Raw genomic sequence first — 21,236 nt, 5'->3', positions numbered from 1 at the left:
GCCCGCCCCGGTGCGGTGACCCTGCCATGCCGATGTTCTTTGAACGCTTCCGGTGCGACCGGATCCTCGGGTTGCACCGGAAGCGTCTGGAAGACCCCGCGGGAATCCGGTCGGGGTCCTTCTGGACAGCGTCAGAAACTGACGCTGACTCCCACTGTGACCAGGGCAGAATCCGGATCGTCGATCTGCGGGTCGTTCTCCACGACGGTCTTCTCCATGATGTTCCCTCCCCTCCGCCGCTCGATGGAACCGGCACTCGAAAGGTGCGAAAACAGCGCCAGCGCGTCGTCACTCTTTCGGAAGTGTGGTGGGCGTGGAACGGCCTGTCGTGCCCTGTTCCGCTCAGCGGAACCGAAGGCCCGAAACGGCCGGTCCGCTGCCCGGGCCTACTGGGGCCGGACCGGGATGTGGCCGGACGGCCTGCCGGAGGTGGCCGCGGAACTCAGGCGGTCGAGGATTTCGGCGCGCAGGGAGTCGTCGTCGGGCAGGCCGAGTTCGCCGGTGAGGGACAGGGCCCGGGTCCAGGCGTCGCGGGCCGCGTCGGGCTGGTGGGCGCTGCGGTGTGTGTCGCCGAGGCAGAGCAGACAGGCGGCCTCGCTGTGGCGCTCGCCGGTGGCGCGGAACAGCTCCGCCGCCCGCCGGTAGCGGTCGACCGCCTGCTGGTACCGGCCCAGGTGATGATGGATGTAGCCCAGGCTGTCCAGGATGTGGGCCTGCCCGTCCACGTCCCCGGCCTCGTGCGCGAGCTCGAGGGCCTGCTCGCAGTGCGCCAGCGCGCCGAGGTGGTCGCCGAGGTTGGCCTGCCGCCAGCCGATGTGGTTCAACGCCGCGGCCTGTCCTGCCCGGTCGCCCGCCGTCCGGTAGTGCTCCAGGCTCCGGTACGCGTGCTCGAGCGCCTGCCGGGGGCGGCCCTGTGCCCCCGACATCCGCGACAGATGCTGATGTGTACGGGCCTGCCCCGCGTCGCTGCCCAGCGTGCCGAACAGCTCCAGTGCCCGCAGGTAGTGCTCCCGGGCCGGCCCCGGGCGCTTCAACCGGTCCAGCGCCAGCCCCAGACCGCGGTAGGAACCCGCCTGTCCGGCGAGGTCGCCCTCGCGCCGGGCCGCCGCCAGCGCGCTGCGCCCGGCCGCCAGCAAGGCCTGCCAGTACCCGTGCCGGTCCAGAAAGCTCGTCAGCACCGTGACCAGCCGCCACACATGGCCGTCGAAGTCCGGCGGCGGCTGCCGCACGATCTCCAGCAGCACCGCGTGCTCGGCGACGAGCCAGGCCCGCGCCTGCCCGTAGTCGGCGGGCTCCTGCACGTTGGACCCCGGCGCGGCCGGCCCCGTCGCCACCGGATGGGGCTGCGGGGTCACCAGTACATCGGCCGCCCTCGCGGTGTGCAGGTAGTGATCCATCATCCGGTGCAGCGCCGCCCGCCGCACCCGCTCACCGTCGTAGACGGCCGTCAACTCCCCTGCGTACACCCGCAGGAGATCGTGGAACGTGTACCGTCCCGGTACGTGCTCGACCAGCAGGTGCCCGCCGGTCAGTTCACTCAGCAGTCCCCGGGCCCGTTCCGGCGACACCCCCGCCAGCGCGGCCGCCGCCGCCTGTCCCACGTCCGGCCCCGGATGCAGCGCCAGCAGCCGGAACATCCGGGCCGCGCCGGTGCTGAGCGCGCTGTAGGACCAGGAGAACACCGCCCGCACCCGGCTGGCCTCCTCTCCCCCGTCCAGTGCGTCCAGCGGGCCGCCCGCCTGCCGCAGTTCATCCGCCAGCGCTCTGAGCGGCCTGCCCGGCTGTACGGCCGCACGGGCCGCCACCACCGCCAGCGCCAGCGGCAGTCCCGCGCACGAGGCGACGATGTCCGCCACGGCCTCCAGCTCGGCCGCCACCCGTCCCGCCCCGAGCCGCTCCGCCAGTACGTCCCGCGCCGCGTCCGGACTCAGCGAGTCGACCGCCAGCAGATGGGCGCCCTCCGTCACCGCCAGCCCGGTCAGCCGGTTCCGGCTGGTCACCAGCGCCATGCAGCCGACCGCGCCCGGCAGCAGCGGACGGACCTGTTCCTCGTCCCGCGCGTTGTCCAGCACCACGATCATCCGCCGCCCCGCCAACAGGCTCCGGTACAGGCCCACTTGGGCCTCCAGGCCCGGCGGCACCCGCTCGGGCCGCACCCCGAAGGCGTCCAGAAACCCCCGTACCACCTCCGTCAGAGGCGCCGCCGCCCCCTGCGGATCGAATCCCCGCAGGTTCACATACAGCTGCCCGTCGGGGAACGCGCCTGCCACCCGGCGCGCCCAGTGCACCGCCAGCGCCGTCTTCCCGACCCCCGCCATGCCCGACACCGCCGAGATCACCACCGCCGCGGATTCTCCCTCCGCCGAGGCGAGGATCGCCGCGAGGCGGGCCAGTTCCTCGTCACGGCCGGTGAACCCGCGTACGGCCATGGGCAGTTGGGCGGGACGATCACCCGGTCGCGCCCCCGCGGACGGCGGCTGCAGCGGGGGCTTGGCCCGCGAAGCGGACTCGGACTGGTGGCCCCGCAGGATCGCCTGGTGCAGTTGCCGCAGCGCCGGTCCCGGATCCGTACCCAGCTCTTCCGCCAGCCGCTCTCGGACGGCGGCGTAGCAGTCCAGCGCCTCCGCGCTTCGCCCGGTGTCGTGCAGCGCCCGCATCAGCGCTTCGGCCAGGGGTTCCGCCAGCGGATACTCACCGAGCAGGCCGGTCAGCGGGCCGATGACGGACACGGGATCACCCAGGCGCAGCTCCGCGCGGGCCCACCCGACGGCGGCGTCCTGGCGCTGCCGCCGCCAGGCCTCGCGCATCCGCGCCGCCCACTGTCCCTGCAGACCGGACAGGGGGTCTCCGCGCCACAGGCCGAGTGCGTCGCCCAGCAGCCGCGCCGCCCGCGCCGGGTCGCTCCGCTCCACCGCCCGCGCCTGGTCGATCAGTTGCCGGAACCGGTACACGTCCACCTGGTCCAGGCGGGCTTCCAGCAGGTACCCGCCCGAGCGCCGCGCCACGCGTAAGGGCTCTCTCGCCGTTTCGGCGGCCTGTTCGCACATCCGCCGGATCCGGGCGACATGGGCGTGCACCGCGGCCCGCGCCCCGTTCGGCGCACGCGCGCCCCAGACCCGCTCGATGACCACGTCGACGGCGACGGGCCGGCCGACGTCCACCGCCAGGGCAGCCATCACCGTACGGCGTTGCGGCGGGCCCACCTCCACCACGTGGCCCCCCACCGACAGTTCCACAGGACCGAGCAACTGCACGTCCACCATGTCGTCTGCCTCCCCTCCGGGAAGCGTCCTCCCCTGGGAGACAAGCATTCGACAAGGTTTCAAGCCACACTCCAGTGCCAGTCTGCTGGGGCGTGGTCGCACGGACGGGCGATGACCGCGTCCCGTCCGAGCACGGCGGCAGGGGCCGTCGCCTGCCGGCTGCGCAACGGGCAGACGGGGGAGGCGCGAGCGTGACCGGACGTGGAGTGATCGCACCGGGGATACGGGTGGCGGTGCAGCGGTCGGGGGTCATGCCGGAGGTCATGCCGGAGGTCATGCCGGAGGTCATGCCGGGAAATCTTCCGTCGCCGCCACCGGCACCGGCACCGGCACCGGCACCGGCGCCCGGGTCCGCGGGTGCGGCCGCAGGCACGGCTGGTGCGACTGCCACGGCTGGTGCGCCTTCGGCGGCGGGCGTGGGCGGACGGAGCGTACTCGAAGGTGCTTTCGCGTTGCTGGAAGCGGTGGAACGGGCCGTGGAGGCCGGGCCGACCAGGCTGGCGTCCGAATGCGGGCTGCCCAAGACGACCGCGTACCGGCTGCTGGAACAGCTGGCGGACCTGGGTGCGGTGGAGCGGTGCCGCGGGAGTTACCGGGTGGGCCTGCGGATGTTCAGCCTCGGGCGCGAGTGGCAGCCGCATCCCCGGTTGCGGTCCGCCGCGAGGGAACCGGTGCGGCGTCTGGTGGAGATCACGGGTATGACGGCGGGGATCGCCGTGCTGTGGAGGGGCGAGACCCTGATGGTGGAGTGGAGTCCCGGCGAGGCCGAGCAGCCGGTCCCGCTGCGGACCGGTACGACCTGGCCGTGGTTCACCGCGGCGGGCAAGGTGCTGGTAGCCGGGGCCCATCCGAACCCCCTGCTGGGGCCGCTTCCCGCGTCCTGGCTCCAGGAGGCCGCCGCGATCCGGGACCGGGGTGCCGCATTCGACGAGGAGGAAGTGACGAGCGGGGTGTGCTGCACGGCGGTGCCGCTGCTCGGAGCGGACGGCGCCCCGGTGGCGGCCCTCTGCGTCCTGACCGATCCCGCGCACCGCTTGGAACGGCTGGCGGAAGCCGCCCGGCAGACCGGCCGCGTGATCAGCGCGGGCCTGCGCGGCCGGTGAACCGGAAACTGACGGACCGGCGACCCTCCGCTCCGCGGCTGTCGGGTTCGCATCCCACACATGCTTCATGCGAGAGCGCCGAGTTCGGGCGGCGGATCACATCTGCCCTGACATGACTCGCATCATCGCTGACATCGCGGTATCCCTCGACGGCTTCGTCACCGGGCCTCGACCCCGGCCCGGACGGTCTGGGCACCGGCGGCGAGACCCTGCTTCGCAAGGCCCAACGGGCCACCCGCAACATCCGTGCCAGAGCACGGGAGTTGTGGCGACGCGGGGCCCCTTCAACGGTCCCTGCCCGTTCCCCGGAATCACCCGGATGGGGCTGGACGCAAACACAGCATCACACCCAGTGATGCCCGTTGTGCAAGCCCGGCGCTTTAGCGACGCTCGCAGGCCCTGATAGGCGGCCGGTTGGACCGCGTAGCCGCCCGGGGCCCGGGTGAGGCCGGTGACGGCGATGGTGGCTCCTACGGGGAGAGCGAGATGGGTCAGTGCCTGGTGGGCGGTGAGGCCGTTCATGGGAAGGCCGGTCGCGTCGTGCAGGTCCGCTTCGTCCGGCAGGGGCGCGGCGTGGTCCTGCGGGGTGACGATGCATTCGGCTTGGGCACCGCCGTACGGGTGTAGCGGGTTGACGTACGCCATCACACGTTGGCCGGGGGTGAAGTCGGTGCCGGGGCCGGTGGCGTCCACGGTTGCGGAGGCGTCCATGCCGGGGGTGCGGGGCGCCGAAGTTGTGGATGCCGATGGCTCGCACGGGACTCGGGATCTCCGTTCTGGAGGTCGGCGTCGGTCGCGTGCGGCGGATGCTCCCGTGGCGGGCTTGCGTGCGGTTTGCAGGGGGTTCGGGTGGCGCTGCGGAGCCGGCGGGGTGGGCCTGCGGCCGCGGGCGGTCTGCGGTGGCCGGCCGGCTCATGACTACGTGTGCGCCGGTGCGTGCGGGGTGAGGTGGCGGGCCAGGACCTCGAGGGCGTCCTTGACTTCCTTGAGTTGTTGGGGGGTTGCGTCGTCGAGGGCCGTGGTGAGGGCGTCGTCGATGGCGCCCGCCCTGACTTCGGCGACACGGCCGGAGATGTGGGGGGCCTGGCGGACCAGGAGGCGGCGGCGGTCCGCCGGGTCGGGGGCCGTGATGACGGCGCCGGCTTCCTTCAGGCGGGCGACGGCGGTGGAGACCTGACTCTGGTGGAGGCCGGTGCGGGCGGCGATCTCGCCGACGGCGCTGTCGGGGTGGGTGGCCAGGTCACTGGCGACGATGAGGACGGACCGGACACTGCCGCTGTAACGGGCGAGTCCGCCTTCGGGTTCCGGGATCGCGGCTTCACCGATCTTCATCAGGGTGCGTCCGAGGAGGAACAGCTCTACTCCGTTCATGCGCCCACATTACATCAAAAGAGATACATCTTGCTTGATGCATCTCTCTTGATGCATCACAAAAAGATGGGTTACCGTCGTTGCGGAGACCCGGGCACCGCCGGGGCGAAGAGAAGGAGCACAACCGTGCGCAAGTGGCGAGGGAACCCGTGGGCCGTCCTGGTAACGCTCTCGCTCGGGTTCTTCATGACCCTGCTGGACCTGACGATCGTGAACATCGCGATCCCGGACATGATGAGCGGCCTCGGCGGCTCGCTGGACCAGATGCTCTGGGTAGTCAGCGGGTACGCGCTGGCGCTGTCGGTACTGATCATCACAGCGAGCCGGCTCGGGGATCTGCGCGGGCCGCGGACCCTCTTCGCGGCGGGACTCGCCGTCTTCACCCTCGCCAGCATCGCCTGCGGGCTCGCACCCACCGCCACCGCGCTGATCGCCGCCCGGATCGTCCAGGGTCTGGGCGCGGCGCTGCTCACCCCGCAGACCATGACAGTGATCGTCGCCGTCTTCCCCGCCGAGCGGCGCGGCACCGCCATGGGCATCTGGGGCATGGTCGCCGGGCTGGCCACCCTGTCCGGCCCGACCCTGGGCGGCGTCCTGGTGTCGGCCGTGGGCTGGCGGTGGATCTTCCTGGTCAACGTGCCGGTCGGCGTGGCCGCGTTCGTTCTGACGTTCCTGGTGGTACCCGACATCCGGCCCTCGCGCACCCACCGCTTCGACCTCACCGGTGTGCTGCTGTCCGCCGCCGCCCTGTTCTGCCTGGCCTTCGGTCTGCAGGAGTGCGAGAAGTACCAGTGGGGTCCGGGCATCTGGCTGCTGCTCGCCGTCGCGGGCGCACTGGGCGCCGGGTTCGTACGGCACCAGCAGCGCCGCCAGGACCGTGAACCCCTCGTCCCGTTCGCGCTGTTCAAGGACCGCAACTTCACCGCGATGACCGCCCTGGTCGGACTGGTCTCCGTCGCCATGCTCGGCCTGGTCCTGCCCTTCAACCTGTATCTGCAGTCCGTGCTGCACCTCAGCGCCGTCAAGGCCGGGCTGGTGCTCGCGCCCTCCTCACTGGTGTCCATGACGGTCGGGCCCTTCGCGGGCCGCCTGGCGGACCGTATCGGCGGCAAGTACGTCCTGCTCACCGGACTCGTCTGCTACGCCGCCGGCATCCTCGCCATCACGCTGATCGCCGCGCCCGGCAGCGTCTGGTACGCGTTCGTCCCGGCCACCCTGGTCACCGGTCTCGGGGTCGGCTGCATCATCGCCCCCATGTCCACCGAGGCCATGCGGCACATCCCGCCGCAGCTCGCCGGTGCCGCCTCCGGAGTCAACAACACCGTGCGGCAGATCGGTTCGGTGGTCGGCGCCGCCGCCGCCGGCGCCCTGCTGCAGGGGCGGCTCGCCGCCGAGCTCGCCACCGGCAAGACGTACGCCGCCGCCTTCACCGCCACCCTGCACACCACGGCCCTGCTGCCGCTCACGGTGCTGGCCGTCGGAGCGGCGGCCTGTGTGATGCTGCGCAGCCGCGCCGCACGGCCCGAGGCGGCGGGGGTGAGCGCCCCGGCAGGCGCGGGCCGGCCCGCCGTCGGCCGCTGAACCGGACGGCACGGCAGGGCCGTCATCCGCGACAACTCCGCACGTACGAAAGGCCGGTGCCGGCATCCCGAAGGGGCGCCGGCACCGACCTGCGCGGTTCTCGCGGGAGGGAGGGCTACGGCATCAGACCAGGCCCTGGGCCCGCATGGCCTCGGCGACGCGTTCGAAGCCGGCGATGTTGGCGCCGGTCGCGTAGTCGCCCGGGGCGCCGTAGCGGTCGGCGGTGTGCCAGCACAGGTCGTGGATGTCACGCATCACCGTGGCCAGTTCGCTCTCCACCCGCTCCTTCGTCCAGCTCTCGCGGGCACTGTTCTGCCGCATCTCCAGGGCGCTGACCGCGACACCGCCCGCGTTGGCCGCCTTGCCGGGTCCGTACGCCACGCCCGCGTCGCGCAGAATGCGGACGGCGGCCGGGGTGACGGGCATGTTCGCACCCTCCGAGACCGCCTTCACTCCCCCGCGCACCAGAGCCAGGGCGTCCTTGGCATCCAGTTCGTTCTGGGTCGCCGAGGGCAGCGCAAGGTCGGCGGGGACCTCCCAGACCGAGCCGCCGGGGACGTAACTCGCCGAGGCGCCGCGCCGATGCGCGTAATCCTCGACCCGGCCGCGCTCAACTTCCTTGACCTGCTTGAGGAGGCCGAGGTCGATGCCCTTCTCGTCGACGACGTAGCCGCCCGAGTCGGACACCGTCAGGGCCCGCGCCCCGAGTTCGCCCAGTTTCTCCACCGTGTAGATCGCGACGTTGCCCGAGCCGGAGACCAGCACCTGCTGGCCGGGCAGGTCCTCGCCGCGGCGGCGCAGCATCTCGGCGGCGAAGAGGACGTTGCCGTAGCCGGTGGCCTCGGTACGGCCGGCCGAGCCGCCCCACTCGACGCCCTTGCCGGTGAGGACCCCCGCCTCCCACCGGTTGGTGATGCGCCGGTACTGCCCGAACAGGTAGCCGATCTCGCGGCCGCCGACACCGATGTCCCCGGCCGGTACGTCCGTGCTCTGCCCGATGTGCCGGTACAACTCGGTCATGAACGACTGGCAGAACCGCATCACCTCGGCGTCCGAACGGCCCCGCGGGTCGAAATCGCTACCGCCCTTGCCGCCGCCGATGCCGAGGCCGGTCAGGGCGTTCTTGAAGATCTGCTCGAAGCCGAGGAACTTCACGATGCCGAGGTTGACGGAGGGATGGAAGCGCAGACCGCCCTTGTAGGGGCCCAGCGCGCTGTTGAACTCGACGCGGAAGCCGCGGTTGACGTGGGTGCGGCCGGTGTCGTCCTGCCAGGGGACGCGGAAGAGGATCTGGCGCTCCGGCTCGCAGACCCGCTCGACCAGGGCCGCCTCCCCCAGCTCCGGGCGGGCCGCCAGCACGGGGGCCAGCGTCTCCAGGACCTCCCGGGCCGCCTGGTGGAACTCCGGCTGGGCCGGACTGCGGCGGACCACCTCGTCGTGGACGGCGGTGAGGTGGTCCCGCGCGGATACTGCGGATGCTGTCATGGCAACCCCTTCCGGGCCGATGGCACATGAGCGAGCGTCAGTACACTCCGCCCGGCTAGGGCCCCGGCAAAGCAGCGCTCGGCCCGGCCGGCCCCGCCCGCAACGCCAGTGCCGCCGCCGTTGCGGGACGCGGTGCCAGGTCGTGCACGCTCCAGCCGTCAGGGGCAGACGCGTGGGGGCCGCAGCCGACGTACGGCTCCACCGCGCCCTCGGCCGGCCCCTGGCCCGTGGCCTTGAGGCAGACCTCCTCGCGCGCCTGGCAACGGGCGAACGCGGTCGGGCGCTCGTGCCCCGGCAGAGCGGACAACTCGGCGCGCTCGCACGGGTGGAGCAGCCCCGCCACGTCCGCCGCCGTCGCGGGCGAGGGGACCTGCTCGGCGTCGACGCCCACCGGTACGGCGGCGAAGGCGGCCGGCACCAGGTCTCCGGCATACGACAGGGAGAAGACGCACCGGGCCCGCGCCGGCGGGCGGCTCGACGACCGGCCCCCGGTCCGGGCAGGGCTGTGAACGACGCCGCACTCGCGGCCGAAGCGGTTGGCCTCCGCGGCGGAGCCCGTCATCCGGTGCAGCCCCAACCTGTAGGCCACGGAGGCGATCTGCTCTGGCGTCAGATGCAGCTCAGATGCAGCTGCCACCGCTTGATCCCGTGATCACACGACGCCGAACGGAACTGCTCCACCAGCTGCCGGTCCGAATCCGCCTCACCGGACGTCGACTCGGGCCGGGGACGGGACTGGGCGTAGGCGAGGCTGTCGTGGCCCTACGGCGTCAGACGGGCCGCCACCGCACGGGCCGACCCTCCAGCGCCGACAGCTCCGCGCGGTCCTCGCTCCCGGCAAGCTCCACCAGGCCCTGGTTCTCCGGGGCGTTCACCTGCCGCTGGTGCGCCGGGAGGAGCTCCGTGTCCAGCGCCCAGCCGTGCCCGGCCGCCTGCCCGCGCTCACACAGCGCCTCCAGCACCGACAGCGCCCTCTCCCAACCCCTCACCCCACTCCCCCGCGTGGGCCTGTGCCCGTTCGTGTCCGCCGACCTTGAAGTGCTCTCCCAGCTGAAGCAGGGAGATTCCCGCCTACCTTGCGGTGGCGGGCTTGACGCGCGGTGCGCGCCTGGCGACTGCCCTCCCGGCAGCCGGGATGAGCGCGAGGCCCATCCGGTACAGGTGCAGGATGTTGCGGGCCGCGTTGTGGTCGGCGTTGCCGGACCATGCGCAGTCGGAGTTCTTGCACACGAACAAGGCCTGGGTCTCCCGGCTGCCGGGTGTGGTGAGGCCGCACGCGGAGCAGCGTCGGGAGGTGCCCGGGGCGGGGACCTTGGCCAAAGTTCCGCCTTGGCGGGCGAGTTTGTACGTCAGCATGGTGACCGTGCGGCCCCACGCCTGTCCGCTGATCGAGCGGTTCAGCCCGGATTTCTGGGCGACGTTCTTCCCCGGCTCCTCGATGGTCCCTCTGGCGGACTTGACCATGCTCGTGATCTGCAATGCCTCCACCACCGCGACGCTGTACGTGCGGGCGATGTCGGTGGTGGTCTTGTGCTGCCAGTCCAGTGCCCGGCGCTTGGCTCTCGCGCGCAGTCCTGCGATCTGGTCGTAGGTGTGGTGCAGCCGGCGGGAGGTGCGTTCGCCGGGCTTGCGGTGCTTCTTGCGCTGTGCGGCGCGCTGTTCCAGGCCCAGGAGCCTGGCCTGTTCCCGGTTGGTCAGCCACTGTCCGTGCTTGTACGTCTCACCGTCGGAGAGGGCCAGGGGCACGGTGATACCGACATCGATGCCGACCTCCGGCCCCTGGTGCGTTTCCGGCGCCTTTTCGAGGGTCTGGACGCGGAAGGCGATGTGCCAGCCGAGCGTGTCTTTGACCAGGCGCGCACCGGTGATGCGGTTTTCCTTGCCGGCCTGCTTGCCGACGGGTAGGTCTTTGGTCCAGCGGAAACGGACGCGGCCGATCTTCGGCAGACTGGCCATGCCCCACCGGCGATGGACACGGACGATGTTCAGATCCCTGCCCTGCGGCACATCAACGGTCAGGGTGCTGCGGAAACGGGCCTTGAAGTTCGGGGCGTCCGCCCGGCCGTCCCAGCAGTTTTTCCACGCCTGAAAATACGTCTTCAACACCGCCTGCGCGGCCTGCGCGGGAAGGACGGCGAGGAAGTCGACGTCCCTGCGGGCCTGGCGGATCGCGGCGTCCGCGTCCGCCAGGGTCCGCTTCTCCTTCGGCATCATCTGCCACCAGGCGTGCAGGAGATTCCACACCGTGCGGGCCGCGTGCGCCTGATCGTCAGCCTTGAGCGCCAGGGCAGGGGACAGCGCAAGCCGGGCGCGGTGCCCGAACTGCCGCGTCTCCAAGCCGCGATCACTCACGGACGACACACTACGGTGTTGGTTTAGGTCACCACGCTGGAATCCAAACCCCGATGTGCGCACCGGCCGTCACGTCGTGCACAACCTGCACGTCCACTTGGTTTTCGTCACCAAGTACCGGCGGAAGGCGTTCACCGACGCCACGCTGACCCGCTGCGAGGAGGTCATGCGCGAGGTCTGCACCAACTTCGAGGCCGAGCTGAAGCAGTTCAACGGAGAACAGGACCACGTCCACCTCCTCGTGCACTACCCGCCCAAGGTGCAGCTCTCCAAACTGGTCAACAGCCTCAAAGGCGTCTCATCCCGACGCCTGCGCCAGGAGTACGACAGCCACGTCCACAGGTATCTGTGGGGCGGGCACTTCTGGTCCGGCTCCTACTTCGCCGGCTCATGCGGCGGAGCACCGCTGACCGTCGTACGCCAGTACATCGAGGACCAGCAGCGCCCCACGAGCTGAGGCAGACAGCACAGACGCATGCTCACACGCGAGTCAGAGCAGTTCCGAGATGGCCTTCACCCTCGCCGTAAACGACGGAGCACTGGCCAAGATCAGAGGTAGATGCTTACACGCCGGCCGCGAGGCACTTCTGCCGGTCCTCTGCCTGACATGCCCGGCGCCGGGGACTCGAGCCCGCGGGAGGGAATTCTCCAGGCGACACCCACACCAGCATGTCACATTTGTCACTTTATGTGCATGTGTGTAGCAGTCTTGGGGCGTGACGAACATCCCCAAAGACCTCAAATACACGAAGGACCACGAGTGGCTCCTCACCATGACCGGCGGCAAGGCCCGCGTCGGCATCACCGACCACGCCCAAAAGCAGCTCGGCGACCTCGTCTATGTGGAACAACCCAACATCGGCGACCGGTTTGACGCCTACGAGCCGTTCGGCTCCGCGGAATCGGTCAAGGCTGTCACCGAGCTCTTCATGCCGGCCGCCGGCCAGGTGACCGCACGCAACGATCGGCTGAACGACGAACCCGAGCTGGTCAACACAGACCCGTACGGCGACGGATGGCTGATCGAGATCAGCCTGCAGAACCCGAGCTCCGACGGCCTGCTGAGCGCGAAGGAGTACGACGCCTACATCACGTCCGAGGACTGACCCCTCACGCGAGGCGGGGCCCGGCCAGGCCCCGCCGCATCCCTCGCAGTCACGGGCGGCGGGACGTACCGCTATGGGCGGATGCCGACGTCTTCGACGATGGCCAGAGGGAAGCCATGGCCCGGCGCCCTGGTCGAGGCCGACCCAAAGGGGGCGTGAGCACTATCGGCCGGCCCGAACTGACGGATCCGGGTCTTGGGTGCGACCGCGCACCCGAGCGCTTCCGTCGTGGCGCAGGCCGCATGGAATCTGGTCATGGACCTCGAGGACGCGGGCTGCCAGGCCCGGTTCCTCATCCGGCCATCGGCCCCATCAGGGCGCCGCGAACGCCGCCCCGTGCGCCCGCTGCCCGCACCGATCACCTATCACCTATCACCTATCCGGAGAAGATCATCCGTCTCGACATACGTCGACACGAACGGCTCGGCGGCATCCTGCACAAGTACCAATATGCGGCGTGACCAGCATGGATGGGGTTTACGGCAGGCGCAGCCCGCGGTGTTGCCCAGGGTGAGTGGTCAGGTAGTGACGGGGCCGCACAGAATGGGCTGGAACATCGGGGTGGGCTTCTTGTCCTTGGACAGGATCTGAGAGCCGTCGCCGAGGTGGATGTTGAGGTAGGTTGCGCCGGTCAGCTGGGCGGACTGATTGGGGACCTTTACGGTCTGGTCGATGACGCCTTGGCCATCGGCGGTAAGGTCTCCGAGCATCACCAGGACCGGGCCTTGCTTGGTGCACGTGCCCTGGTGCAGGTGCGCCGCGTGCCGGGAGTTCGGTGCCAGTCCGGTGGCCTTCACCTTCACGGTGTAGGTCTTGGTGGCGGCGTTGTAGGCGACGGTGGCGTCGCCCTCCCTCTTGGTGGAGCCGACAGGCTGCACCTTCACGGGTGAGTTGCCGGGCATACCGCTGGGCAGCGGCACGCACGCGATCGGTTCCTTCTGCTGCTGGGAGTCGCCGTCGCTCAGCCGTACTACCAGGACCGCGTTGTCGGGCAGCCCCCGAAGTCCTGACTGCGTGCTTTGGACAGTGGTCTTGAGGTTGCCGAAGTCGTCGTCGGTGACGGTCGGGAAGGACACCAACGCGGAGCCGGACTGCGGTCGGGCACAGCTGCCCGGCACTATGTCGACAGCGTGTTTGATGCCGGGTGCGAGACCGGTGATGTCGAACGCGGCGGAGACCTTTCCGCCCGGCAGGCCGAGCTTGACTGTGCCGACCGGCTGGGCCTTGACTGCGACCTTCGCGGAGGAGAAGGCGCCCTTCGACACGGACGGCGAGGCAGAGTCAGCAGCCAGCGGCGAAGCCGCGGCGGCCGCCGACGGCGAGGACGAGGACGAGCAGGCGGTAGCAGCCAATGCGGTCGCTATGGCAATGACGGCGAAGGTCGCACGCCGGATGGCTGTGGACATGGGGATCCCTTACTTCGGCAGTGTGGTGTCAGCGGCTCGTACGAGCAGGGTCGGCAGACCCGTTCCCGCTGTGATCTCAATGGGGGGTTTTACCTGTTTCGGCATGTTGTACGCGCATCCGCAATGGAATCCACTCCACTGGTCGCGGCATGCAGGATGGCGGTGCCATCTCACTGCCCTCAGGCGGCGCACCCCTCGGTGTGTGGTTCGTGCATCCGGTGTTGCAGGACGAAATGGGGGGTGCGCGGGCCGTCTGGCGGGGGTGGGGGAAGGCGAAGGGGGAAGAGGACTTCCTCCAGGCGGCCGCATGTACCACAGCCGTCTTGGTGACCACCCCGTCGAGGTCGAAGAGGCAGGCCACGTTACCTTCGGGCAAGCCGAGCTCGGCCATACGGCACCTTTCCCACGGCGGCGCGGCATTGAGGGGTGTCAAGTGCCACAGCCGACGTGCTGTTCGACGAACAGGGTGTGCCCCCTGTCCGCATCCGTTGCGTCGTGCGGGAGGAAGAGGTACTCATGGCCGATTGCCGGCCCCGCACCAACCCGCCACCCGTGCGAGCACGCGTCCAGGCGTCTCGCTTGTCCTGTCAAAACTGCCGCACGACCCGGGCCGGACGGTGTCCCCCGAGCGGAGGACCAGACGGTGGACGCTGCTCATGTGCGCGCCTCCTGCCGGGGTCCACGACCGATGCGGCGGGGCTTCTGTTGTGGTCGCCGGCGGACTGCAGAGAGGCGGCCGTCGAAGGTGAGCTGTGGGCGTTCTCGCCTCCACAGGAACCGGGTTGGCCACGGGAGCTGGGCTGTGGCAATGGCAGCGAGCCCAGGCCCGTGAAAGCACGGGCGAGCTTCCGCGCCCAGCGGGGGCAACCGACGAAATGCGGTGCTCGGGGTGACGGAATGCGCGGCGCGCAAGGTCAGTCGGTTGGGCGGCTGCCTCAGGGCTTTACGACGGACCGCGGGACGGCGACGGGTCCCCGGGGGAGCCATAGCACCAGGGGCGCGGGGAACTGCGCGACAAGCCACAGCGGAGCGTTCGGACGGGGACGCACCCCCGGGAGCATGACGGCGTTCTAAGATCCACCGCATGTCTTGGATACGTCGCCGAGCGCGTGACGCCGAACCGCCGCCCGAACGCCTGCCGGACCTGGAGTTCCTCGCTCTGGTGAAGGCCAGTCTGGAGAGGTACGCGCCGGGTGTGACGGAAGGGACCGAGCTGAAAGGCAACTCCTTGAGCAGCCCGCACGGGTGGGCGATCGGCGTGATGCCGCCCGTGCACGGCGGTCCCCACCACTACGACCTGGTCGCGCTGCCGGACACGAGCCTCCAGCCCGACGTGCCGTGCTTCATGGACTGCGTTGTGGCGATCGCCGGGGACGCCCCCAAGGCGGCCGACACATGGGTGCAAACCGCCGGTGCGTGCATGTTGGAACTCCTGGACCGGCGCCAGCACTTCGCCGACCATGCCGGTCCCGATGACGAACGCGGCGTTCCCGGGTGGCACTGCATCGCCTCCGGGGCCGTCGGCCTCGGCGTCGACGCCGAGGAGAACCGTCGCCTGCAAAATTCCCTGGTCGACGCGAACGTGCTCCACCACATCGCGGACACGTTCACGGCAGACCTGGAATCGCCGTTCTTCAACGGCATCAAGGTCTTCTACGGTGGGCAACCCGGCAAGATGCAGGCGGAGATCCGCGTCAACGGGGAACGTCACGAAGCGGCCTCCGCGGCCTTGGCGGCCATGGACCTGCCCGAACCCCACGCGTTCACGATGGTCCGCGCCTACGCCCTGCTGCTCCCCATGCCGGAAGACGGAACCGGGCCGCTGTATCCGCCAGCCCGTCTGGACCTCACCCACACCCGCGCCTGCGGCTGCGGGAACCAGCCGACGTGAGCGCGATACTTACAGTGACGCGTCGGCGGGAACCGGTCATAAGCACCCAAATCGACGACACCGGCCTACCGCGGTTCACCGGGAAACTCCGCTCCTTCGTGGGACGCGCTTGAGGAGGCCCAACGTACGTCCGTCATTCGCCGGGACCCCTCCACCGCGACTGGATCAAGCAGGCTGACACAGGTCAGTCTGCTCTCCGGCGTCGCCGTTCCTCCGGCCGGACTTGGTCCGGGCAAAGATGCGTGACGGTCGGCCCGACGCGGATTGACGGGAGACCTCCGGACTGCAACCCGCCGCGTCACATGTCGCGGCCACCGCTGCACACCAACTCGGTGTCCTGCGTGCCAAGTTGGGTGAACGGTACGCTGCGGTCGTACGCGGAGACAACGAATACAACACGGCCTTCGCCTGATCCTGTGCTCCGGCCAAAGAGGCACCTGCCCGGCGGCGGAGACACCGTCCGAGTCCTGGTGGACCTCGCGTATCCGGGCGGCGGGCTTCGCGTCGGCCGCCTGGCGGATCCCCCGCTCGCCCGCGGTCCTGCGCCAGTAGCGGAAGCTCGGATCGAGCGGGCGCCCACCGGAAACTGCCGGCCGGATCGGGGGGCACGATGGGGTGGTGGATCCGCCGTTCGGCCTACCCGGAGCCGTGTACGCACGACCTAGCCTGGAGTCATGTACGCACGACGCCGTCACACCTACTTCGCCATGATGGGGACATGTATCGCGCTCTTCGTCCTGGCCTGGGGCGTCGTGCGTATCTGGTCGGTTCCCGCGGCGGTCGGCATGTGCGTGGTCGCCATGGTGATCCCGCCGGTGGCCGCCATCGTCGCGAACCGGCGCGGCCCCGACGACCGCTGGTGGGACGCCCCGTCCGGCGACCCGAAGTCCGACGAGTGGTGGGACGAGATGGACGGCAAACAACGTCGCTGAAGCCCGTTCCACGGCCACAAGGCCGCTGCCTCCTCACACAGCTACCGGTTCTCGGCGAAAGTGCGGGCCGTCGTCGGCGCCGGCACGAAACATGTGGTCGCCGGCACATGGGAATGGTCTGCGGGATTACGCCGCCTGCATCGGCACCGTCCGGTTGCCCCGCGTCGCAGACCGGGAGCAGGCATGCGAGAAGGCGTATGGCGCGCCACGGGCTCCTCAGCGGCTGCCGTCCGATCGGTGTCAACGCAGGACATCCGTGCGGCGTTCGTCCTGGACCCACTTGCCGGCCTTGGACCCACTGCCGGCCTGGATCCCCATCCCCTCCCCTGCCGCGTCCCGCCGCATGGCTGCCGACGGCGGCCATCACACCTTCAACACCGCCATCGCTGTGTCCAGCGGGGGCATCCGCCAGGGTCTGCGGCCGGTCCGGTCAACCGGTTCCCGGCCCGCTCCGGTGTGGCGCCTGAGCGGCGCGTATCCGGCGGCAAGCACTCCGACGCGACTACGGCAGCCCCCACCGTGCGGTCCCCCGGTTGACGGATCCGACCGGGCACTGGAATGCGTTCGAATGGTGAGCAGTTCCATCGACGACTCCTGAAGCCCGCAAGGCAGAGAAGGATCACGAACCATGGCGTTTCAGCATGCCCCCCATCAAAGCCGAGCCGGTTATACGATTCGGCAGATAGCGGACCGGTTCGAGGTCTACGCCCGCGGTGGAAGGTTCATCGGAGAACACCTCCTTCAGGCCTCCGCAGAGCATGAGGTGGCCGTACTTGAACGCGCCGGCCGAAACAGGGAATTGCCTTCCGTTCTTGGAAACTAGCGCAGGGAAGTGCCGGCAATGAGGTACGCCGGCGCACGGGTGCAGCAGTCCGCCGAAGGCGAGGGCGTAGGCCGTGATGACCCACTGACGGTTGCCGTCCGATATCCCCAGGTCCTGCTGGGCGGAGGGCAGTGCGATGTTCACGATGACCGCTTCGTCACCGGCCTGATCGGCTTCGCCGGCGCCTCCGCTCTCGGCGGCGCCGCGCAGGGCGAGGCCATGATGCTCGGCGCCCGCGCCCTGCAGGGTGTGTTCATCAACTCCGGCCCCGGACAGTACCCAGATCACCGGTTCCGACGCCGACGAGAGCGCCGGGGATGGGGGTCAGCCGGCGGGCGGGTCTTCACCCTCAGGCGCTCAACTCGTCAGCCGGCGGCCGCGCGTGCCGTTGGAAAGGCCATGAGGTTTTCGAGTCGGCCCCTGACCGGCGGTCAGGGCCAGGGGCGGGCATCCCGCCGGCCGCGGACGGTCCGTGCCGAGTGGTGGCGCGGCTACCGTGGGTGCACGGCGTAGGTCAGGTGCGTCACCCGCGACGACGGCTCCGAACGGACCGGCTCCAGCGCGACCCTGGACGCGTCCACGCCGTCGAACAGGCGGGTGCCGGCGCCGAAAAGCACTGGTGACAGCGTGATCGAGAACTCGTCGACCAGGCCGGCGTTCAGGTACTCCAGGATCGTCGTGCCGCCGCCGGCGATGCGGACGTCGCGGTCGCCGGCGGCGGCGCGGGCCTGGTCGAGGGCGTGCTCGATGCCGTCGTTGACGAAGTGGAACGTGGTGTTGCCGGGCCGCTCCCACGGGTCACGCTTGGTGTGCGTCACGACGAAGACCGGGGTGTGGAAGGGCGCCTCCTGCGGCCATGACTGCTCGCCGAGGTCGAACATGCGCTTGCCCATGACGCTCGCGCCGGTGCGCTCGAACGTCTCCCGCGCGACGTCGTTGTCGAGGCCCTCCTCGCCGCCCTCGCCCAGCTTCAGGTTCTCCCGGAAGAACCGCAGCGGGAAGATCCACTGCTGCAGCTCCGTCCACTGCGCCATCCAGCGCCGAACGTCCGGGTCGTCCTGCCTGTGGGGCGCGAAGAGCTCGTCCTGGGCGGGCACGGGCTCGGGTGCGATGAAGCCGTCGAGCGACATCGACACGCTGAAGAACACCTTCCCGGCCATCAGCTCTCCGCCCCCTTCCGCGCGAGGTCGCTGACGTAGGCCGCCAGGCTGCTCAGGGTCTGCCGGCCGCCCTCGATCGCGTGGTACTTCTCGACCGCCTCGTCGCGCAGTTCCTTGGTGGGGAACACCGTGCGCATCACGATCCGGGTCGCCGCGCCGTCCGGCGCGAAGGTCAGGTCCGACTCGAAGGCGTTCGGGTCGTCGCGGGACTCACCGTGCAGCAGCTCGATCCGCTCCGGCGGGACGATCCGCAGCCAGCGGATCCACTCGGAGTAGTCGGTCCCGTCCGGCCCGTGCAGCACGAAGACCCACTCCCCGCCCTCGCGGAACTCGAAGGACCGCGTCGCGGTGGTGAACCCCTGCGGACCCCACCACCGCGACAGGTGCCGGACCTCGGTGAACGCCTCGAACACCAGCTCCCGCGGGGCGTCGATGACCCGGGAGATCACGATCTCCCGGTCGGCCGTCGCCGGCTCCGCCCGCGTTTCTTGCCTTGGCCCTGCCATCGGTCATTCCTCCTGCCGTGTCTGCTTGAGGTCCTGCACGTAGGTGTCCAGCCGGTCGAAACTCTCGTTCCAGAACCGCTCGAATCCGCCGACCCACTCGTGGACCGGCCGCAGCCCGCGGGCGTCCAGGCCGTACAGGCGCTGCTTGCCCGCCCCGCGGACCCGCACCAGCCCCACCTCCCGGAGCACCCGCAGGTGCTTGGACGCCCCCGGCTGGCTCATCCCCAGCTCCCGGGCCACGTCGGTCACCGGCCGCTCCCCCGCCCGCAGCAGCGCCAGGATGTCCCGGCGCTGCGGCTCGGCGATCGCGTTGAACGCGTCCGACGTCGTCGCTGCTCGTGCCATGACCGCCATCATATTCCCATATCGGAATGCGTCAAACGGGTTGGGAATCGGGCGAGTCTGGGGTGGCAGCACCGGGGGTTCTTAACTGCTGTGGGCTTCGTCATCGAATCTCAGCGTTTGTCAACTTCCGTTAATGGTCGGGGGGTTGTCGGTGGCGGCCGGTAGCCTGATCGGGTGATCGTCACGCATGCCTACCGGTTTGCACTGGACCCGACGCCTGGTCAGGTCGGGGCGCTGCTGCGGCATGCCGGTGCGGCCCGGGTGGCGTTCAACTGGGGTATCGCGCAGGTGAAAGCGAACCTCGGGCAGCGGGAGGCGGAACGGTCCTACGGCATTGCCGAGGCCGGTCTGACGCCGTCGTTCGGCTGGTCGATGTATTCCATGCGCAAGGCCTGGAACGCAGCGAAGACCGAGGTGGCGCCGTGGTGGGCGGAGTGCTCGAAGGAGGCGTACGCCACCGGGCTGGACCAGCTCGCCCGGGCCTTGAAGAACTGGTCCGATTCCAGGCGCGGCAAGCGCAAGGGCCCGCGGATGGGCTTTCCTCGCTACAAGTCGAAGCGGAAGACCACGCCGTCGGTTCGGTTCACCACCGGCACGATCCGCTTGGAAGACGACCGCAGGCATGTCACGCTCCCGGTCCTGGGAACGATCAGGGCGCATGAGTCCACACGGAAGCTGCACCGCCGGATCGCGGCCGGCACGGCGGTGGTGAAGTCGGCGACCGTCCGCCGCGAGGCGGGCCGCTGGTTCGTGTCCTTCACCTGCGAAGTCGAGCGCACCGACCGTACCCCGTCCCGAGCGGATACGGTGATCGGCGTCGACCTGGGCATCAAGCACCTCGCGGTGTTCTCCGACGGCCGCCCGACCGCCGAGAACCCCAAACACTACGACACCGCGCGCCGCAAGCTCGGCCGCCTGTCCCGCACGGTCGCCCGCCGTCTGGGCCCTGACCGGCGCACCGGGCAGCAGCCTTCGAAGCGTTGGCAGCGCGCGGATGCGGCCCGCAACCGGGTGCACTACCGCACCGCGAACCTGCGGCGGGACGCGCTCCACAAGCTCACCACCAGCCTGGCCCGCGAGTACGGCACGATCGTGGTGGAAGACCTCAACGTCTCGGGGATGCTCAAGAACCGCAAACTCGCCCGCGTCGTGGCCGACGCCGGGTTCGGCGAGATCCGGCGTCAGCTCGCCTACAAAACCCGGTGGAACGGCGGAACGCTCGAAGCGGCGGACCGCTGGTTCCCCAGCAGCAAGACGTGTTCCGGATGCCAGGCAGTGACACCCAAACTGCCTCTCCGGATACGGATGTACGTATGCGAACACTGCGGACTCGTCCTCGACCGGGATGAGAACGCGGCACTGAACCTCGCCGCGCTCGTGAAGCGGCACGTCGCCGGGAGTGGCCCGGAGACAGAAAACGGACGTGGAGCCGACCGTAAGACCCCGTCCTGCGGGGCCGGTGGTATTGAAGCGTCTACCCCGCATTGATACCTCCTGGTATTGAGTGAGACGGGGACCTTCGCCCAGCAATGGGCGAATCACTGAGACTCGTAGAACTCGGTGAACGGCTGCAGCCACAGCACCTCGCCGCCGGTCGCAGGCTCCGGGCGGCACTTGGCGAGCAGGTCCAGGCAGGCGTTGGTGGCGATCCGGTACAGCCAGGCCCGGAACGTCGACCGCCCCTCGAAGGTCTCCCGCCGCCGCCAGGCACGGAGGAACGTTTCCTGCACGGTGTCCTCGGCGTCCTCGAACGACCCGAGCATCCGGTAGCAGTGCACGTGCAGCTCCCGCCGGTGCCGCTCCGCCAGCCCCGAGAACGCCGGCTCCTCCAGCCGCGTGTCCGCACTCATCACGTCATCCTTCCGTCTCGTCGTGTCCCGTCGTAGGTGTGACGGGTGCGGGCGCGAAAACT

General features: G+C 70.0%; 18 protein-coding genes and 3 pseudogenes. 8 read left to right on the top strand and 13 right to left on the bottom strand.

What is annotated here, in order from left to right; all coding sequences use genetic code 11:
• Positions 1-386: 386 nt before the first annotated feature.
• Positions 387-3,263, bottom strand: a complete 2,877-nt coding sequence (locus AQJ27_RS40110; RefSeq protein WP_067380293.1) for an AfsR/SARP family transcriptional regulator — start codon at positions 3,261-3,263, stop codon at positions 387-389.
• 452 nt (positions 3,264-3,715) lie between these two features.
• Here AQJ27_RS40110 and AQJ27_RS40105 point away from each other — a divergent pair, with 452 nt between their 5' ends.
• Entirely contained in the window at positions 3,716-4,366 is a 651-nt protein-coding gene (locus AQJ27_RS40105; RefSeq protein ID WP_235613889.1) for an IclR family transcriptional regulator, read from the top strand.
• 112 nt (positions 4,367-4,478) lie between these two features.
• Positions 4,479-4,578, top strand: a pseudogene (locus tag AQJ27_RS59225) (dihydrofolate reductase family protein); the annotation flags it as partial.
• A gap of 355 nt (positions 4,579-4,933) precedes the next feature.
• Here the strand turns inward: AQJ27_RS59225 and AQJ27_RS60975 are convergent.
• Together AQJ27_RS60975 and AQJ27_RS40095 are read right to left on the bottom strand one after the other, a co-directional pair.
• Positions 4,934-5,206 (bottom strand): annotated as a pseudogene (locus AQJ27_RS60975) (alcohol dehydrogenase catalytic domain-containing protein); the annotation flags it as partial.
• A gap of 78 nt (positions 5,207-5,284) precedes the next feature.
• Positions 5,285-5,737 carry a MarR family winged helix-turn-helix transcriptional regulator gene (locus AQJ27_RS40095; RefSeq protein WP_067380282.1) on the bottom strand — a complete coding sequence of 151 codons (453 nt, stop codon included), beginning with the start codon at positions 5,735-5,737 and terminating at the stop codon, positions 5,285-5,287.
• Positions 5,738-5,863: 126 nt separating this feature from the next.
• Between AQJ27_RS40095 and AQJ27_RS40090 the strand changes: the two genes are divergently transcribed.
• Positions 5,864-7,318, top strand: coding sequence for a DHA2 family efflux MFS transporter permease subunit (locus AQJ27_RS40090; protein ID WP_067380280.1), 1,455 nt, complete (start codon positions 5,864-5,866; stop codon positions 7,316-7,318).
• A 123-nt stretch (positions 7,319-7,441) separates the two neighbouring features.
• Here the strand turns inward: AQJ27_RS40090 and gdhA are convergent, their stop codons facing one another.
• From gdhA to AQJ27_RS40070, 4 genes are all read right to left on the bottom strand, one after another.
• The gene (gene gdhA, locus AQJ27_RS40085) at positions 7,442-8,803 is read right to left on the bottom strand and encodes an NADP-specific glutamate dehydrogenase (RefSeq protein ID WP_067380277.1); all 1,362 of its coding nucleotides are present in this window, start codon (positions 8,801-8,803) and stop codon (positions 7,442-7,444) included.
• A 55-nt stretch (positions 8,804-8,858) separates the two neighbouring features.
• A complete protein-coding gene (locus AQJ27_RS40080; RefSeq protein ID WP_067380274.1) occupies positions 8,859-9,440 on the bottom strand; it encodes a DUF6417 family protein in 582 nt (193 codons plus the stop codon).
• Between the two features lie 133 nt (positions 9,441-9,573).
• Complete coding sequence (locus AQJ27_RS40075; protein ID WP_067380271.1) at positions 9,574-9,792, bottom strand: hypothetical protein; 219 nt, start codon at positions 9,790-9,792, stop codon at positions 9,574-9,576.
• Between the two features lie 82 nt (positions 9,793-9,874).
• Positions 9,875-11,155, bottom strand: coding sequence for an RNA-guided endonuclease InsQ/TnpB family protein (locus AQJ27_RS40070; protein ID WP_167552140.1), 1,281 nt, complete (start codon positions 11,153-11,155; stop codon positions 9,875-9,877).
• A 55-nt stretch (positions 11,156-11,210) separates the two neighbouring features.
• Here AQJ27_RS40070 and tnpA point away from each other — a divergent pair, with 55 nt between their 5' ends.
• Both tnpA and gcvH read left to right on the top strand, forming a co-directional pair.
• The gene (tnpA, locus tag AQJ27_RS40065; protein WP_079065600.1) at positions 11,211-11,612 is read left to right on the top strand and encodes an IS200/IS605 family transposase; all 402 of its coding nucleotides are present in this window, start codon (positions 11,211-11,213) and stop codon (positions 11,610-11,612) included.
• Between the two features lie 259 nt (positions 11,613-11,871).
• On the top strand, positions 11,872-12,261 hold the full coding sequence (gene gcvH / locus AQJ27_RS40060; RefSeq protein ID WP_079065599.1) for a glycine cleavage system protein GcvH: 390 nt from the start codon (positions 11,872-11,874) through the stop codon (positions 12,259-12,261).
• Positions 12,262-12,779: 518 nt separating this feature from the next.
• Here gcvH and AQJ27_RS40055 read toward each other — a convergent pair.
• A complete protein-coding gene (locus AQJ27_RS40055) occupies positions 12,780-13,667 on the bottom strand; it encodes a CHRD domain-containing protein (RefSeq protein ID WP_079065598.1) in 888 nt (295 codons plus the stop codon).
• Between the two features lie 1,084 nt (positions 13,668-14,751).
• Here AQJ27_RS40055 and AQJ27_RS40050 point away from each other — a divergent pair.
• Entirely contained in the window at positions 14,752-15,558 is an 807-nt protein-coding gene (locus tag AQJ27_RS40050) for a DUF6348 family protein (protein ID WP_067380265.1), read from the top strand.
• 674 nt (positions 15,559-16,232) lie between these two features.
• On the top strand, positions 16,233-16,490 hold the full coding sequence (locus AQJ27_RS40045; RefSeq protein ID WP_067380262.1) for a DUF3099 domain-containing protein: 258 nt from the start codon (positions 16,233-16,235) through the stop codon (positions 16,488-16,490).
• A gap of 619 nt (positions 16,491-17,109) precedes the next feature.
• Here AQJ27_RS40045 and AQJ27_RS59220 read toward each other — a convergent pair.
• From AQJ27_RS59220 to AQJ27_RS40025, 4 genes are all read right to left on the bottom strand, one after another.
• Complete coding sequence (locus AQJ27_RS59220; protein WP_067380259.1) at positions 17,110-17,601, bottom strand: hypothetical protein; 492 nt, start codon at positions 17,599-17,601, stop codon at positions 17,110-17,112.
• A gap of 203 nt (positions 17,602-17,804) precedes the next feature.
• Positions 17,805-18,473, bottom strand: a complete 669-nt coding sequence (locus AQJ27_RS40035) for a dihydrofolate reductase family protein (protein WP_067380256.1) — start codon at positions 18,471-18,473, stop codon at positions 17,805-17,807.
• Positions 18,473-18,979, bottom strand: a complete 507-nt coding sequence (locus AQJ27_RS40030) for an SRPBCC family protein (protein ID WP_067380253.1) — start codon at positions 18,977-18,979, stop codon at positions 18,473-18,475. The genes AQJ27_RS40035 and AQJ27_RS40030 overlap by 1 nt, the downstream gene beginning before the upstream one ends.
• Positions 18,980-18,982: 3 nt before the next feature.
• Positions 18,983-19,324: an ArsR/SmtB family transcription factor gene (locus AQJ27_RS40025; RefSeq protein WP_067380484.1), complete on the bottom strand. Its 342-nt coding sequence runs from the start codon at positions 19,322-19,324 to the stop codon at positions 18,983-18,985.
• Positions 19,325-19,498: 174 nt separating this feature from the next.
• On the opposite strand from AQJ27_RS40025, the gene tnpB reads away from it, so the two are divergent.
• A complete protein-coding gene (gene tnpB / locus AQJ27_RS40020; RefSeq protein WP_067380250.1) occupies positions 19,499-20,812 on the top strand; it encodes an IS607 family element RNA-guided endonuclease TnpB in 1,314 nt (437 codons plus the stop codon).
• A gap of 68 nt (positions 20,813-20,880) precedes the next feature.
• Here the strand turns inward: tnpB and AQJ27_RS40015 are convergent.
• Positions 20,881-21,174: pseudogene (locus AQJ27_RS40015) on the bottom strand (sigma-70 family RNA polymerase sigma factor); the annotation flags it as partial.
• Between the last annotated feature and the right edge of the window lie 62 nt (positions 21,175-21,236).

The organism is Streptomyces olivochromogenes, assembly GCF_001514115.1.
GTDB classification, from domain to species: Bacteria; Actinomycetota; Actinomycetes; order Streptomycetales; family Streptomycetaceae; genus Streptomyces; species Streptomyces olivochromogenes.
The sequence above is the reverse complement of the archived record's forward strand: the minus strand, read 5'-3'. Positions and strand labels throughout refer to the sequence as shown.